Consider the following 16604-nt stretch of genomic DNA (forward strand, 5'->3'; position numbering starts at 1 on the left):
ACACCCTTTATGATAAAAATATTTCGACCTTTTCTTGTTCTACTATTTTGTTTAAATAGTTACATTAATGTTTATGCACAGAACAATATACTATCAGACATTAAATACCAGGTAGGCACAGGTGCGTATGTTTCAGGAAAAACCCCATTTTGGATGCGAGCCAATCAATATGGTATTGTCCCCCAGCAAGGTCCCTTTTTTACTCTTCAAGGCGGTGTGTATCGCGAATACGACTCAACAAAAAGAGATTTTAAGCAAATCAAAAAATTTGATATAGGTTATGGTGCTTCTGTGGTTGTAAATGCCGCAAAGCAAAGCCAATTATTATTACCAGAGGTCTATGCAAAAATCAGATACGGTGCATTTGAGTTTTATGCTGGCCGTCGGAAAGAAATAATAGGTTTAACAGATACGCTGCTCAATCCGGGGTCTTATATCTGGTCGGGCAATGCTTTGCCACTTCCTAAAGTTCAGATTTCTATTCCTAATTATACTTCTATTATCGGTAAAGGCTTAATATCTATTAAAGGTGCTTATGCTCATGGCTGGTTCGGAAATCAGGCTTATACCGATGGCTATTATCTGCATCAGAAATGGCTTTATGGCAAAGTAGGGCGAGACTCGTGGAAATTTAATTTCTATGGAGGAATCAATCATCAGGTACAATGGGGTGGTTATGCCGAGGCGCAAAAAGACAATACGTTTTCTACTAAGAATGGCTATTTTTCGGCCGATCCTTTTGTGTATCTCAACGTTGTGTTACCTATTGCTTGGCGCATACCAAACGATGGTACTTATACCGATTTTGAAACCCAAAATCGCTTTGGAAACCACTTAGGCAGTGTTGATTTTGGCGTGAGTATGAAAACCGCTTTTGCAAATATTTCTTTTTATCGCCAAATTCCATACGAAGATGGCCAGATGCCAGAAGTTATTCTATCAATGGATGGTAATTATTCATTGAACTTCGATTTAAAGGAGAAAAAGCAATTGCATCAAATCAGTTTTGGCTATTTAGATACCCGAAGGCAAGCCGGTGAACTAACCAAGTTTGCCCGTTGGGTCGGAAAAAAAGAGACCCATTTTGGTGAGTTTCAGAATTATTTCAATCACGGGCAATATATAGAAGGCTGGAGTTATCAAGGAAATGGCATCGGAACGCCGCTGATTATCCCTAATAAAGACCTAAAAGAAAATGCCCAGTTTTTTCCGGATAGAATTTTTACTGTAGATAATCGTGTGCAGGCCTATTCGATTGCTGCAACAGGAAAACTCGGTAATTATGGCTATCTATTCAAATCGTCTCTTATCACAAGTCTTGGTACGCCTAGTTTTGTGAGAGAAAAGAGCCTTAAGCAGTTTTCAAGCCTTCTGGCTCTCAATATACCACTAGAGAAACTTAAACTCGATTCAAAGATTAATATTGCTTTCGATTCAGGTGAATTATATGGTAATAATATAGGAATTAGTTTTTTTATTGTTAAAAAATGGTAGTAATTTGCAGAAAACAGCCTACCTTATGCCATTTGTAACTAAAGTTATTTTTTTGTTTTTATTAACGTCTTCTTGTGTCTTAGGCCAAGATTTTTTTGAAAAGATTAAATATCAGGCTGAAAGCGGCATCTTTTTATCTACATCAGGAAAAACACCATTTTTAGTAAGAGCTAATCAATACGGAATAGTTCCGGTTGAGTCTTCAATTTTCACTATAAGAGGTGGAGCTTTTAAAGATTATGATTCCACATTTACATCACTTAATAAGCTAAATAAGTTTGGCTTTGGCTTTGGTGCAGATATAGCTGCCAACGTAGGAAAAACAAATCAGTTTCTAATACCAGAAGCTTATCTCAAAGTTCGGTATGGTGCTTTTGAGATATATGCAGGCCGTAGAAGAGAGATAGTAGGTTTAGTTGATTCTGTACTTACCTCAGGCTCATATATATGGTCAGGCAATGCCCTTCCAATTCCTAAAATACAAATAGCAATACCTAATTATACACCAATATTAGGGAATGGTTTTTTGTCAATTAAAGGAGCTTATAGTCATGGTTTTTTTGATAATGGTTCAGTAAGAAGTTACTATTTACACCAGAAATACCTTTATGCCCGAATCGGAAAACCTAGCTGGAAAACCAAACTTCATGCAGGTTTCAACCATCAGGTGCAATGGGGTGGAAGGCCACTTACACCATTTATAGATAGAGCAACAGGCACGCTTGTTACATCGTTTCCTTCTGATTTAGCTACTTATCTACAAGTAGTTACCGGCACTAGCCTTAATAAAGAGAACGATGGTTTAAGCACAGGTGCTCCTGCAAATGAAGCTTTAAATAGAGCTGGGAACCATTTGGGTACTATTGATATTGGAGCAGAATTTAACTTCAAAGGTTTCGATTTATTTTTATACAGACAAAGTATTTATGAAGACGGTTCTTTATTCTTCTTGAATAATATAACAGATGGCCTATTAGGTGTATCGGTCAGAAGAAAGAATGTAAAGACGGGAATCGTCCGTGTCTGTTTTGAGTACTTACAAACCACTAGCCAAGGAGGCCCCCCGGAAGAAAGATACGATGATATCCCTCAACTAAGAGGAGTAGATAATTACTTTAATAATGCTGTATATACAGATGGTTGGACTTATGGAGGAAATGTGATTGGGACACCGCTATTAACTCCTATAAATTCTGTTGATAAGGCTGTTTTTGGTAATAAAAATCTTGACCAGTTTTCTAGTGCTTATACCCTAAATAGAGTTAAGGCTTTTTCTTTAGCTATAGAAGGACGAGGTAAGAATATTGAATATTACACTAAACTAATATTTAACCATAACTTAGGAAGTTACCATCTGCCTATTAATGCGAGACAGTTCTCTTTCCTTTATAGAGTAAAATATAACTTGCCTAAGTTCTCATTAATCTCTTATATTTCCTTTGATGAAGGGAAACTATTCCCAACAACACTAGGAGGCTATTTAGGAGTTCAGAGAACTTTCTTCTAATTCATCTAAATCTTCATAAACAGAATTATTACTTATATATTCAGGAATCAGCTTTTTCAATTCAAACACAATAGAATTGTTATCAAGCTTAGTTAATGTTGATTCCAGATTTTTTATTGCTAGATTCAGTAAGTCGTAATCTTCAGGTACAACTTTCGCAATCATGATTTTATGGTGGTAAGTTGGCTGTGTATTCTCATTACTGTTCAATAATTCTTCATACAGTTTTTCGCCTGGTCTTAAACCTGTAAATGTAATTTTTATGTCTTTATCTAGTTCTAAACCAGAAAGTTGAACCATTTTCTTCGCTAAATCTACAATTTTTACAGGTTTGCCCATATCAAAAACGTAGATTTCACCTCCTTTACCCATTGTACCTGCCTCTAATACTAATTGGCAAGCCTCAGGAATCGTCATGAAGTATCTGATAATGTCCTTATGCGTTACAGTGATTGGTCCACCATTTTCAATTTGCTTTTTGAACAAAGGAATCACCGAGCCATTAGAACCAAGCACGTTTCCAAAGCGGGTAATAATAAATCTTGTATTGTTATTATGATGGCTATCAAGACCTTGCACATACATTTCGGCCAAACGCTTAGAAGCCCCCATAACATTTGTTGGATTTACGGCTTTATCGGTCGAAATCATAACAAATTTTTCAATACCATATTTTGATGCAAGATTTGCAACGATTCTTGTTCCTAAAACATTCACCCTAATTGCCTGATAAGGATTTTTCTCCATAAGAGGAACGTGTTTATATGCGGCCGCATGAAAAATCACTTGAGGCATCTCTTCTTTAAAGAGGCTATCCATTAATTTTTCATTTGTTACATCATATACCTCAACTCTGATGTTTGGTAATTGCTTGTTTTCGGCAGTTGTTGTGCGAAGTAATTCAGTTTCTAGGTCATATAAAGCAGATTCTGCCTGGTCAATTAAAATGATTTTTTTAGGAGAGAATTTTATCAATTGTCTCACCAATTCACTACCAATAGAACCAGCAGCTCCCGTTACAAGAATCTTCTTGTTGTTTATAAATCTTTCTACAAACTTGTTGTTGATTGTGATAGGATCTCTTTCCAACAAATCATCAATCTCAATTCTTTGAATCTGTTTAGTAGTCAACTCACCTTTTATCCACTTGTTGATAGGCGGGATTGACTTTAATATGATACCCTTAGTCAAGAAATCCTCTGCAATTTTTGCCTTAGCTAGTGGGCTAATATTCTGTATTGCAAAAATTACTTCAATGTTCTCTTCTTTAGAGTTGGGGTTTGTAATATATTTTTCGATAGCTTCAGCTCTTGATAAAACTCTGATACCTTCAACTGTTTTGTTAATCTTTTGCGGATTATCATCAATGAAACATAAAACTTTATAGTTTTTAACCTTATCGTTTAACAAACTATTTTTTGTAATTAGCCCCATATAACCTGTTCCATAAATAATTACAGAACTAGCTAGTTTTATTTTTCTAAAGAATGAGTCATATAAACCTTTTACTAAGAAGCGACTGAAGATAAGTGCAAATAGAGTAATAAAATAGCTTATTATAGTGATCCGAGGAGGAATACACAAATAAACTATGTTATGGTAGCAGCCAAAATTAGAAAGTAGAAAAATAAATATACTACTGATAGTTACCACCTTTAGTAATAAAGCGGCATCTTCCATACTAGTGTGTCTAATTATACCTTCGTATGATTTAAAGAATATAAAAAAAATACCCCTGACACTTAAGACAAAAACTACATGATACTTAAATATATATGGTTCTGCGTATGTTAATTCAAAGTTGAAATGAACAAAAACCGCAATTGTGAAAGTAACAAAACAAATGAATAAATCGACTAAAAGAATTAGCCATTTTGAGGCGAACTTTTCTGTATATCTACGTAAAAAGTTAGTCATAGAGAATGTATTTTAGTGTGATGGCTAGAAAATAAAACAAATATAAATATTATCAGCTGCCTTACAAGATTTGTAAGTAATTGATTAGCGAATTTTTTATTATTCGGCTATAGATACTTTATTTAATATTTTGTATCTTATAAATATATAAGAGGATATTAAAATAATTATAATTGAGGCGCCAGTTAAATATTGATTTATAAATGGGCTATGTAATTGATAAATTATTAAAAAACAGATTAAAAGTTGTAATAATGAATAGATGCCTGACATTAACAAATGAGGGATTTTTTTTTGAAAGACAATTATCTGAAATAAGTGGCTTCTATGTGCTTGAAATATATTTTCTTTCTTTTTGAGCCTATAAATGATTGTTACTATTGAATCAACCCCGTATACCGATAAAAATAAGAAGAATATTGGATTATTATCTATAATAGAGATTTTTGTAATCAAAAAAAGAATAATCACTGCAATAGAAATACTTCCAACATCTCCGGCAAAACATAGTGCTTTTTTTCTAAAATTAAAGAAATTAAATACAATAACGCTAGCTAAAACAAAGAAAAGGAAATCATTTTCAATAAATGATTTATAGTAATTATTAACAACCCATAAAGCTACTAAAATTACAGTGCTATAGCCCCCAGTAATGCCATTTATTCCGTCCATAAAGTTGTATGCGTTTATAATGCCTACACCTATTATTAAATAAATTACAACAAAAACCAAAGAGAAATTATTATAAATGTCTAGTTCAAGAATAATCATCAAGATTGCTAGAAATTGAAAGGGTAATCTATAACGACTCGAAAGAGTGTATATATCATCTAAAAAACTTATAATAGCTACACAGAGCGTTCCAAAAAAGAAATAAGGGTATGAAAAATTTGAATAAATAAAAAATAATATAACTGCTATGACAAATAAAATACCACCTCCACGAATTGTTACTTTTGTATGAAGACTTCGCTGGTTAGGCTTATCAATAATATTAAAATAGTTTGCTATGCGGAAATATACTAATTCAGTTAAAGAAAAAAAAACTAGCAATAAAAGTGCCTTCATATTAGGAAGCTTATAGTATCATGATAAAAAAATTAATAAGGCAAACCATTACTGGTTTGCCTTATTAAAACCCTCAAGACTCAAATATTATTTTTTTAATTTTTCGTTTTCAGCTTTTAGAGCTTTAACTTCTTTATTTAATTCGATTACATAAAGAGTTAACTCTTCAATTTTCTCCATCAATTTAGCACTTGTTTGAGTTACATCTAAACCATTTTTAGACATATCTTCTGCTGATGGAACATTAGGTAAGTGTTTGTTTTCTTTGATGAAAGACTCAACTTTATCTAATGGCATTAATTTGTACGATGGCTCAAAAACGTAGTCAGCCCAATCTCCTGTTCCTTTTACTGCAACTTTTACTTTCTCAGTAATGATACCGTCTTGTACAATCAAACGGTAAGAGTTACCAGTTGGCATAGGGAAGGTTGTTTCGAAGTTACCAATTGCTAAGAAACCAACAGTTTGTGAGCTACTAGCACCTAAGTTAATTCTAAGAGTTCTGTTATCAAACTCACCTTTGATTAAAGGATTAACTGTATTTGAGTTAGCAATATAAAGTTTATTTGAACCAGTTTCGTTATAACCCGCTCTGTAGCCTAAGAAGATGTTACCAGTGCTATTGTTTTTACGACCTGCTTCATATCCAATAGCTAAGTTATTAGATGTAGCAGTTCCTTCATATAAAGAGTAAGCACCAATAGCAATATTACTGCCTCCAGTTGTATTGAATCCGCCTGCAGCCCAACCAATACCAATATTATTACCACCAGTCGTGTTATCTCTTAATGCAGAAGCACCTATTGCTGTATTTAAAGCCCCACTAGTGTTTTTTCCTAAAGCTTCAGCTCCAATACCAGTATTTGAATTTGCAGTATTAACTTTTAAGGCGTTTGTACCAATTGCTGTGTTAAAGGCACTACTAGTACCTACAGAAAGAGCTTCACGACCAATAGCAACGTTATTATTACCAGAAGTATTAGCACCTAATGCCAAATAACCCAAACCCACATTATTTGCCCCTGTTGTAACATTACCAGCCAAGTAACCTAAAAACAAGCTATTTCCTGTTGATAAAGTACCAACCTTGTTGTTATTTATCTTGAACTGAATAGGAGTACCATTTGTAGTACCTAAATAAGCATTCGAAGGAGCTGCATTTCCAGACATTGTCCAGTCATTTGGGTCAGCTGCTACTGCGTAGTTTTCTTTACCAGAGGCCATTGGCTTCCACTCTTTTCCATCATAAAAATAAAAGCCAGAAAGCAAATCTGTTTGATAAATCATCAAACCATTAGCCGGATTCTGAATTGAGTTACGTTGTTGCAATGACATACGTGGAATCAATAAACCTTGAGAAGAAGATTTAATATCCAACACGGCTGATTGATCAGGTTGTGTAGTGCCAATACCCACATTGGCTCTCTCTTTTTGTGCAAATACCCCCAAGGTGCTTGCTGAAAATATCGCAGAAATGTAGAGCGACTTAGTAAAAAATGTTTTCATTACGTAAAAGTTTTATTGATTTTAATTAACAATCCTTTTTTTCTTAATGCTAAATTAATGACCTTTTTAGGTTAAAAAAAATATTATATAGAAATTTTATTTAATGGTTATATAGTTAGGTATTTCGCTCTTACGAAAAAGTAAAAAAATAGTTGAGGTAGCTTTATGCTAATAAAAGACAATATGGTGAATATTTATTTTGTACAACTCTCAATTACAGCAATACCAACCTTGGAAACCATTTTGATAATGCCAGCCATGATTTTATATATGATTTTCTAAAAGAGGAAGTTTTTCGCCTCGATAAATATGAGAACTAACCAAACCATAGACAAGGAAACAAGAGGATTCTGAAAACTATCTCATTTTTGATGATAGTGTTCAAGATAAAAGTTATTCACATTTTATTGCATTGAGAAAAAATGTAGTCTGACAACGAATATCAGTTTTATTAATCTAATGAAAGCGAAATTACTAACCAGCATATATATAATATTACTATGTGAACATAAAAAATCCCAGCTTTGGGGCTGGGACTCTTATTTTACGCTATATCTGCGTCACTATTCTAAACTCAAACCATAGCAAGTCGTACGTGATGCACTCTGATAAGTGCCACAAATCATTACGCCTTCATCTCCATTTTCTTTCGCTTCTTTAATAGCCGCTTTGAAGTCGTTTACAGAACTAACTCTGCGCTCACCTACTTTCAAAATCACAAATCCTTCACGCATTTGGGTATAGTCGGCAATGTCACCATCATAAATTTTCTTTACAACTACACCACCCTGTACACCTAGTTTTTGTTTATCGCCTGAAGAAAGGTCAGCTAAATCAACACCCAATTTCTCAAATGCGTTATTACTTTCAGCAACTTCTTTTTTCAAGAAATCTTTGCCACCATCACGGTTGCGAAGCGTTACATTAATATCTCTCAATTTACCATCGCGTGATACTGTAACCAATGCTGACTCACCCGGACGTTTACGACCTATCAGTTCTTGTAAACTTGAACTGCTTCTGGTAGTTACACCATCTACTTTCACAATTACATCACCTTTTTGAACACCCGCAGCTTTAGCAGCGCCATTCTCTACTAAATCGGCTACATAAATACCTTCTGATACTTTTGAGCCTACCTCAGCTGCTTTTTTACCATCTAGTTCTATTAGGCTAATACCTAGGTATCCACGTTGTACATTTCCGAATTTAATAATATCGGCAGTTACTTTTTTAACAATGCTCGATGGTACCGCAAAAGCATAACCTGCATAAGCACCGTTAGGGCTGGCAATAGCTGTATTGATACCGATTAACTCACCTTTAAGGTTTACCAAAGCACCACCACTGTTACCAGGGTTTACGGCTGCATCGGTCTGAATAAATGACTCGATAGCATCGGTTGTTCTTTGTTGACGGTCGTCGCCATTGCGGCGGTACATTTGTTGTTGTTTCTGAGCCAGAATACCAATGTTACGGCCTTTTGCACTTACAATACCTGCTGTTACTGTCGATTCTAGGTTGAAAGGGTTACCTACGGCCAATACCCACTCTCCTACTTTCACGTTATCTGAGTTTGCAAATGCCATTGCCGGGAAATTTGCGCCTTCTACTTTAATAACCGCAATATCGGTCGACGGGTCAGTTCCTAATACTTTTGCTTTGAATGATTTGTGGTCTGAAGTAACAACCTCTAGTTCGTCGGCACCTTCTACTACGTGGTTGTTAGTGGCAATATAGCCATCGGCTGAGATGATTACACCTGAACCCGAAGACTCTTGTTGTTGGCTACCGCCACGAGGCATTCCGAAAGGAGAATCTTCTCCAAAGAAATCATCAAAGATTGAACGTTGTTGACGCACCATACGAGATGATTTTGCTTTAATGTGTACTACTGATGGTGTTGAAAGCTCGGCTGCATAAGTAAAGTCTCCGGGGGCGGCTCCGCTGCCTGTATAGTTAGCTAAACGATTGATAGAAGGGGCTGAGGCTTCGTTAAAAATTACGTCTTTGCCTTCAAGACCCAGCATACGATAACCACCTATAGTAACGATACTACTAGCAAGAGCAATACCGATTGTTTTTAATGTGTTGTTCATAGTTCTAGACTGCTGATTTAAACTGAATTATTCTGATTACACTGACCGGCACTCCGATCATTAGTAAAATATTTCCAAATCTAATTTGCTGGTTTAAAGATAGCAATAATATTTTTCTTTTGCTTTACACAAATTTAACGTAAAACTATTTATGAAAATTCGTGGCTGCATGGATTTTTAACAAATTTTAACTACAGGTTTCTGCCTTTGCAATAAAAGGCAAGACGCCTGTTGGTATCTTGCCTTTTTATATAAAATGTGCAATGCTTACACTATTTCAATTAAACGTGGTTCTTTTGGTTTTGCTTCTTCTTTTTTAGGCAATGATAAGCCTAAAACGCCTTCGTTGTAAGAAGCTACGATTTTTTCGCCATCTACGGTTTTAGGTAAAGTAAACGAACGTTTGAATGAAGAATAGTTAAATTCTTTACGAGTATACTTACCATTGCTGTTGTTTTCTTCGCTCTCAGTTTTTTGTTCAGCCGAAATGGTTAATACATTTTCGTGAACGTTGATTTTAAAATCTTCTTTTTTCAAGCCCGGAGCAGCCAATTCAATTTTGTAAGCGCTTTCGTCTTCAAAAACATTTACAGCCGGAAACGAATGTTGGTGTTTTGGAGCTATACGCTCAAAATCATTAAAAAAGTTTTCTAATAATGCAGGAAATGTAGGTGCGAAATTTCTAACTAATGTTGCCATGGTTTTTATTAATTTTAATCTTGTTTAACATTTTCATTTGCCACTTCGTTGTGGCGACGCTAAACTAATTATCAATTTGTGTACCAGCACAAAAACTAAGACAAAATGACATATCCCCTTATTTAGCCAGACAAAATAAACGACAAATTGTCATTTTCAAGATTTTAACTACTGCAAAAACGTCATAAAAAAAATCGGGAGCTGGTACAAGACCAACTCCCGATTCTATCAAATATAGAAATGTTATCAATTCAATTTCTTTAAAAGTTCTTTTGCATAAGGATTATCCGGATTTACGGCCAACGATTTTTCACAATATTGCAAAGCTTTCTCTTTCACACCCTTTCTCTGATATGCCTCTGCCAGGCGATAAAAGCCACTATCACTTTTTGGATTTAGCGTAACCGCTTGCTGATAATAGTTTATGGCGTTATCGTAGTGCTCTTTATCAACATACAGAATCCCAAGATTAAAATTTGCTTCATAATGCTTAGGGTTCAGGTAAACCACATATTCCATATCTACAATAGCTCCATTTACATTTCCCATGCTAGCTTTACATATACCTCTTCTATAATAGCTGGCTTCTGGATTAATACCCAGGCTAACACAACGGTCAAAAGCTACAAGTGCTTTTTCGGTATCGTTCCGATTATAAAATTCCAAAGCTTTTTTAAATAACTGCTGATTTGGTATTTTTTCAATTTCTTCTTTAAAATCCGAGATTTCAGTATTTTCATTGGTTAGTTTCACCTCAAAACCATCAAATACCTCCACATCATTATTAGCTGCCAAGGCTTTCAGTTCCTTTCTTCGTTCAATGGCTGAGCCGGCAGTATGTGCCTCTTTTTTACTCACTTCAAGTTGATACCTACCCCTCACTTTGGCTACACCTACATACTGATAATTTTGTTTAATCAGCACATCTTTCAATTTCATAATATCATCAGGGCTTCCATCTATAAAAAAGTAATGATAATCAACGGGTTCTTGTTCATTAAGTCCATTATTTTTTAGTTGTGTAAAAAACGTTTCTACTTCGCTGTCATAACTACATTTCTGGCCAGCGCCAACCAACGGTGCAGCAAACATAGTCCAAAAACCAAAAGCTATGCTGCTCTTATGAAGAGTTAGATTTTTATTTAACATAGTAATCATACAATTAAAAAAGACTGGTTTGCATAAACTCCGGATAGGTATAGGGCTTAAGCACATCAGGTGTATTTGAGTACTTCTCTGAAATAAAACGGCTTACTGTGTGGGCAACCATCTTATTTTCGTCGAAAGGTTTGGCAAAAGAGTTTATTGTAGTTTCATCGAACCCTTTTTGAAGCCAATTCAGTTCAGTTTCTTTAGACAATATAACGGGCATCCTTTGCTTCGAATTGTGTATTTGTGCCATTAAAGGATTAGCCTCTGTTGTAAGAATAGAGAAAGTTTCTCTCGTTTCGCCACTCTTTTTATCAGTCCAGGTCTCCCAGATTCCGGCCATACTAAAAATCTCTTCGTCTTTCAGATGTATATAGTACGGATACTTTTTGGCACCTACGGTTTGCCATTCAAAAAAGCCTGTGGCAAGTACAAGGCAGTGCTTTTTATGAGCTGCTTCTCTGAAAGATGGCTTTTCGAAGATAGTTTCAATACGAGCATTAAGCGTATTAGTTCGCAGTTTCTGGGCATCATCTTGGCTCTTTGCCCAAGCTGGTATCAAACCCCAATGCATGGCTTGTATGGTATCAGGCTCATGGTTGGTAATAACAGGCCACGGCAAAAAACTAAAAGCACTGGCATGGTATACGGGCTTAATTTTATCCTGTTCTTTGAAATTCTTAGCTCTGTAGCGCTCTTTCAGTCTATCAGATTGAACTCCCTGTGATAGATGATAACACATTTTTGTAAGCCGTTTTGTGGAATAAAGTATTTACTAAAAAAGTAAGCACTAATTTACGTTATTTGTGCTTACTCAACAAGGTTTTATAAAGTTAAACAGCCATTTTCCTGATTTTGTTCGAAAGCTGTAAAAAAAGTAAAGACACCCCTGAAGGTGTCTTTACAATCCCTATTCCTGACAAATCTTCCAAACTACTTCGGGATTCCGAAAGCCTTAGCAACAGCATTAAAATCAGAATAATCCAAATTAGCTCTTGCTTGTACGCCTCCGGGTATAATAACGTAACGAAACTGTAAATTATTGGCTGGCTGCCCCGACGGTTCCAGTAGCTCTAGGAAATTGATAATTACACTGCCAAAACTCATGCCTACATTATAATTGCTGATACTAGAGCTGGTAGTAAGCGTAAGCGGCAACAAATAACTGGCACTATTGGCACTTTGGCGGCTGTAAGCCAAAACTACCCCTCTATCAACAATTTCCTGTGTTATTCTTGCCTCTCCAATAGTGTATGTATAGTTAATATCCGAAACCTTTTGCCAATTGCCTGAGTTAGGCGTAAACCATTCTGAATAAATGACGTTGGCAGTTCCGGGGTCGCCTTTATCGCCTTTTTCTCCGGTAGCACCTTGTTGTCCGTTGGCACCATTTCCTCCTGGTGCTCCGGGGTCGCCTTTATCACCTTTGTCTCCGGTGGCACCAGTAGGCCCTGTAACACCTGCAGTGCCGGTGGCTCCGGTTGCTCCTTGTGGGCCAACCGCTCCGTCGGGGCCTTGTGGGCCTTCGCAGGCAATTATTATTAAAGAGCTAATAAATGCCAAAGGCAACAATTTTTTTTTCATGGTTATCATATAAAGTAAAATGGATTTGTATCAAACTGTATTAAGCATACTACTCAGAAGCATTAAAATCGGCTTATAAAAAACCCTCTAAGTTGTTTTTCTTAGAGGGTTCTTCTTAAAGACATCGTTAAATAGATTTAGGTTGTTGCGTGAATCTTATCTCTAGTCCTCTATCCAATTTATTCTTCACAACCTTAAGGCTTACTTGTCCTGTCGGTTTAATTTTCCATACAAGTATCGGGTTTTCCGATACAGGCTTTCCGTAACGTACTGTAAACAAATCAACCAGTTCTTGTTTCAAACTTTCATTTGTTTCGTCGGTGTTCATATAAATGTCCAATTCAATCCCTGAAACCCGATTCTGACTATTTTTTTCATAAAGAATGTCAACGGTTTCCAGATTTTCTGTATCAAAAGAATAGCCAACGTGTGAATCTTCTTCTTCAAAAAGGTCAACAGTTTCTTTCTTTTTAACTTCTTCGATTGAATCGCCAAATTTAACACCTCTCAAAAGGCCTTCGCCTGTGCCCATAATAGCACGGGCCAGGTTTTGCACATTGCTAGCAGCAGGTGCTTCTGTTGGGGGGGATGGGACGGTCACTTCCTCTTTCTTGGTTTCTTTTGGGTTACTACAAGCAAGAATAAACAAAATTAAAACAAAAATGTAGATTTTCATGATTTTGAATCGAATTGTATCAGTATTTAATCTATTGTTAAGTTAAAAATCTCTGGTAACCGCAAAGAAAACCCGCCTTTCTCCCAAGCCATTCAATGAGTAATTTATCCGGCCTACTACATTATAAAATGTTACTACATCAAGCCCTACACCTGCTCCGGCAATGATTTTATTAGCCAGACGGCTGTTATTCAAACCCGAAAACTCATTCTTAACGTACCCAACGTCGGCAAACGAATTTAAGTATGCAGCCAGCGGAAAAGTATTGAATTGTTTTATCTTCAGATACCTTTTCAAATCGAATGTGCGATTAAAAAGCTGGTATTTCAGGTTAGTTTTTATAAGCCCATATCTTTGGCCGTCTATCACATATAATTCATATCCTCTTACCAAATCGTTACGATACCCCAAACCAAGCGTTTGCAAAAAAGGCTGTTTCTTGGGGAACGACAAGCGGCCTCTTACACTATAGTTGGCATAGAATTTCTTACCTAGTGAGAAATACTGTGTAAATCCTGCCGCAAGGCTGAATACATTAATATTGTCGCTCGGCAATAACCCATACTTTGATGCCTGAAAACTTGCATAATAGCCGCCAAGCGCATATTGTCGGTTATCTCTTTTATCATATATATATGCATAACTAGCAAGAAAGTAATTCTGTTTTTGTTGTGCATTTAATAAATAGTCGGGGTTAAGCACTGCAACGGTATCGCCTATTTGTACTTTGGTATAACTTAGCTCTAATTGCTGGCTTTGGTAAAAGCCTTTACGCTGGCTAAAAACTGAGTATATATACAATCGCTCACGTTGTTTTGTTTCGCTTTGCACAAACTGTAGCTTATCTTGCCAGGTACGGTAAGCCATTGTTTTATTCATGACATACAGCACTCCTACCGAAATTCTCTTGGTAAGGTCTTTGTCAAGATACGGTGTCGAATAAGCCACTTCAAAATTAGGCACAAAGCCAAACTCTGCCCTGAGCTTTAGCTGGTCGTTATTACCCGTAAGGTTCGAATGCTTGCTGTATACCCCATAAATTGTTCTTCGTAAATCTCGCTTATGCTCATACCACCACTCATTAAAGTTTCGGTCGGCCAGGTAAAACACCGGAAAAGCCACAAAATAAAGCCGTTCTTTTACTTCAATCTCAATATCTATCACCGACTCGCTTATATCAACAACTGCTATATTTACAGTAATAAACAAGTTGGTGTTTACAATTTTCCTGCGGTCGTTTTCGAGCACTTCTATAAGTGTGGCTTTGTTCAGGCTATCGCCGGGGTGCACGCCTACCTCACGCAAAATGATTTTATCTTTGGTTCGGATATTCCCTTTTATTAATACCTGCCTCACAAATACCGAATCGGCCGCAAAGCTTTGGCAGCAGCAGATTATTAAAAGTAAAAAAAAGAAAATGCGTTTGAATTTGTTCATTCAAAAGGGGCAGATAGGAAATTTCGTTTTAACACTCAAAGCTGATAGGATAATATAATTGAAAAGCCAAAATTAATGTATTTTCTACGAAAAAACTTAAAATTTTACAAATCAATACAGGAAATCTAAATTATTACCATATTTACAAATTCAACCTAAAAATCTTGCCTATGGAGCGTTTGTTTGTTACTGAGAAAATCAGCACGCTATTACCTAAAATCAAAGAATTTGTAGTTAACGAATTATATCCTCTTGAAACTACTGAAAATCTTACACACGATTTCTCGCATATAGAGCCTGTTTTACAACAGAAGAGAGCTTTGGTAAAAAAAGCGGGTTTGTGGGGTTTGCATTTGCCTAAAGAAGATGGAGGGCTGGAGCTGAGTCTTTGTGAGTTTGGACAAATAAGTGAGATTCTGGCCATGACACCCTTCGGGCATTTTGCTTTCAATACCCAAGCGCCTGATATTGGCAATACAGAGCTGATGCATAAGTATGCACCCAAGCATCTGCAAGAGCAATACCTTAAACCCTTGATGGACGGCACTATCAGAAGTTGTTTTTCGATGACTGAGCCTGATTTTGCAGGGTCAAACCCAACACGCATGGGAACAACTGCTGTAAAAGACGGCAACGATTATGTAATAAATGGGCATAAATGGTTTACGTCGTCGGCCGATGGTGCAGCTTTTGCCATTGTAATGGCAGTAACCAACCCCGATGCAGCACCACACAAAAGAGCCAGCCAAATATTAGTCCCTACCGATACGCCGGGCTTTAAGCTGGTACGTAATATTCCGATTATGGGGCATGCAGGCGATAGTTGGGCAAGCCATGCCGAAGTAGTATATGAAAATGTGCGAGTACCCCAAACTAACCTGATTGGTGCAGAAGGTGCAGGATTTTTGTTGGCACAAGAGCGTTTAGGACCGGGCAGAATACACCATTGTATGCGTTTTATTGGCATTGCCGAACGTAGTTTTGAATTAATGTGCCGCTATGCGGTTTCGAGGGAAATGGAAGAGGGTGTAGTATTAGGCGAAAAACAGTTTATACAAGGCTTTATTGCTGAAAGCAGAGCTGAGATTGATGCCGCACGTCTTCTAGTGTTAAGAACAGCCAAAAATATAGATGAGCAAGGAGCAGCAGCCGTGCGTGACGAAATATCAATGATAAAGTTCTTCACGGCTAATATGATGTTGCGAGTGATTGACAGAGCCATACAAACACATGGCGCACTGGGCATGACCAACGATATTTTGCTGGCACATTGGTATTCGCACGAGAGGGCAGCCCGTATTTATGATGGTGCCGACGAAGTACACAAAGCTGCGCTTGCCCGTGGTATTCTGAAAGGCTATGGCTTAGATGTTCGGAAAAAATAAGTCTTACATCATATATATCATAGGACTTTCGCTTTTGCGAAAGAGTTTAAAAATAGTTAAGTTAGCCTCATGCTAACGAAAAA

The 16604-nt window shown here is 36.6% G+C and carries 13 protein-coding genes; 3 read left to right on the forward strand and 10 right to left on the reverse strand.

The genetic code is table 11. The features are described 5' to 3' along the window. Positions 1–9: 9 nt before the first annotated feature. Entirely contained in the window at positions 10–1494 is a 1485-nt protein-coding gene (locus tag WAE64_RS07820) for a capsule assembly Wzi family protein (protein ID WP_340235700.1), read from the forward strand. Between the two features lie 25 nt (positions 1495–1519). Further along, the gene (locus WAE64_RS07825; RefSeq protein ID WP_340235701.1) at positions 1520–3001 is read left to right on the forward strand and encodes a capsule assembly Wzi family protein; all 1482 of its coding nucleotides are present in this window, start codon (positions 1520–1522) and stop codon (positions 2999–3001) included. Here WAE64_RS07825 and WAE64_RS07830 read toward each other — a convergent pair. The 10 genes from WAE64_RS07830 to WAE64_RS07875 all read right to left on the reverse strand — a co-directional run bounded on the left by WAE64_RS07830 (position 2975) and on the right by WAE64_RS07875 (position 15136). After that, the gene (locus tag WAE64_RS07830) at positions 2975–4918 is read right to left on the reverse strand and encodes a polysaccharide biosynthesis protein (RefSeq protein WP_340235702.1); all 1944 of its coding nucleotides are present in this window, start codon (positions 4916–4918) and stop codon (positions 2975–2977) included. The genes WAE64_RS07825 and WAE64_RS07830 overlap by 27 nt on opposite strands. A gap of 99 nt (positions 4919–5017) precedes the next feature. After that, positions 5018–5986: an MraY family glycosyltransferase gene (locus WAE64_RS07835; protein WP_340235703.1), complete on the reverse strand. Its 969-nt coding sequence runs from the start codon at positions 5984–5986 to the stop codon at positions 5018–5020. Positions 5987–6073: 87 nt separating this feature from the next. After that, complete coding sequence (locus WAE64_RS07840; protein ID WP_340235704.1) at positions 6074–7492, reverse strand: hypothetical protein; 1419 nt, start codon at positions 7490–7492, stop codon at positions 6074–6076. Positions 7493–8055: 563 nt separating this feature from the next. Then, positions 8056–9591, reverse strand: a complete 1536-nt coding sequence (locus tag WAE64_RS07845; protein WP_340235705.1) for a Do family serine endopeptidase — start codon at positions 9589–9591, stop codon at positions 8056–8058. 267 nt (positions 9592–9858) lie between these two features. Further along, complete coding sequence (locus WAE64_RS07850; protein ID WP_340235706.1) at positions 9859–10290, reverse strand: Hsp20/alpha crystallin family protein; 432 nt, start codon at positions 10288–10290, stop codon at positions 9859–9861. A gap of 246 nt (positions 10291–10536) precedes the next feature. Beyond that, on the reverse strand, positions 10537–11439 hold the full coding sequence (locus tag WAE64_RS07855) for a tetratricopeptide repeat protein (protein ID WP_340235707.1): 903 nt from the start codon (positions 11437–11439) through the stop codon (positions 10537–10539). 13 nt (positions 11440–11452) lie between these two features. After that, positions 11453–12181 (reverse strand): SOS response-associated peptidase, encoded by a 729-nt coding sequence (locus WAE64_RS07860; protein ID WP_340235708.1) that lies wholly within the window; start codon positions 12179–12181, stop codon positions 11453–11455. A 191-nt stretch (positions 12182–12372) separates the two neighbouring features. Next, positions 12373–13023, reverse strand: coding sequence for a hypothetical protein (locus WAE64_RS07865; RefSeq protein WP_340235709.1), 651 nt, complete (start codon positions 13021–13023; stop codon positions 12373–12375). 127 nt (positions 13024–13150) lie between these two features. Then, entirely contained in the window at positions 13151–13699 is a 549-nt protein-coding gene (locus WAE64_RS07870; protein WP_340235711.1) for a hypothetical protein, read from the reverse strand. A gap of 42 nt (positions 13700–13741) precedes the next feature. Next, positions 13742–15136 (reverse strand): BamA/TamA family outer membrane protein, encoded by a 1395-nt coding sequence (locus WAE64_RS07875; RefSeq protein ID WP_340235712.1) that lies wholly within the window; start codon positions 15134–15136, stop codon positions 13742–13744. A 170-nt stretch (positions 15137–15306) separates the two neighbouring features. Between WAE64_RS07875 and WAE64_RS07880 the strand changes: the two genes are divergently transcribed. Then, entirely contained in the window at positions 15307–16521 is a 1215-nt protein-coding gene (locus WAE64_RS07880; RefSeq protein WP_340235713.1) for an acyl-CoA dehydrogenase family protein, read from the forward strand. The last annotated feature ends 83 nt before the right edge of the window (positions 16522–16604 follow it).

This window comes from Emticicia soli (assembly GCF_037860775.1).
In the GTDB taxonomy this organism is placed as follows: domain Bacteria; phylum Bacteroidota; class Bacteroidia; order Cytophagales; family Spirosomataceae; genus Emticicia; species Emticicia soli.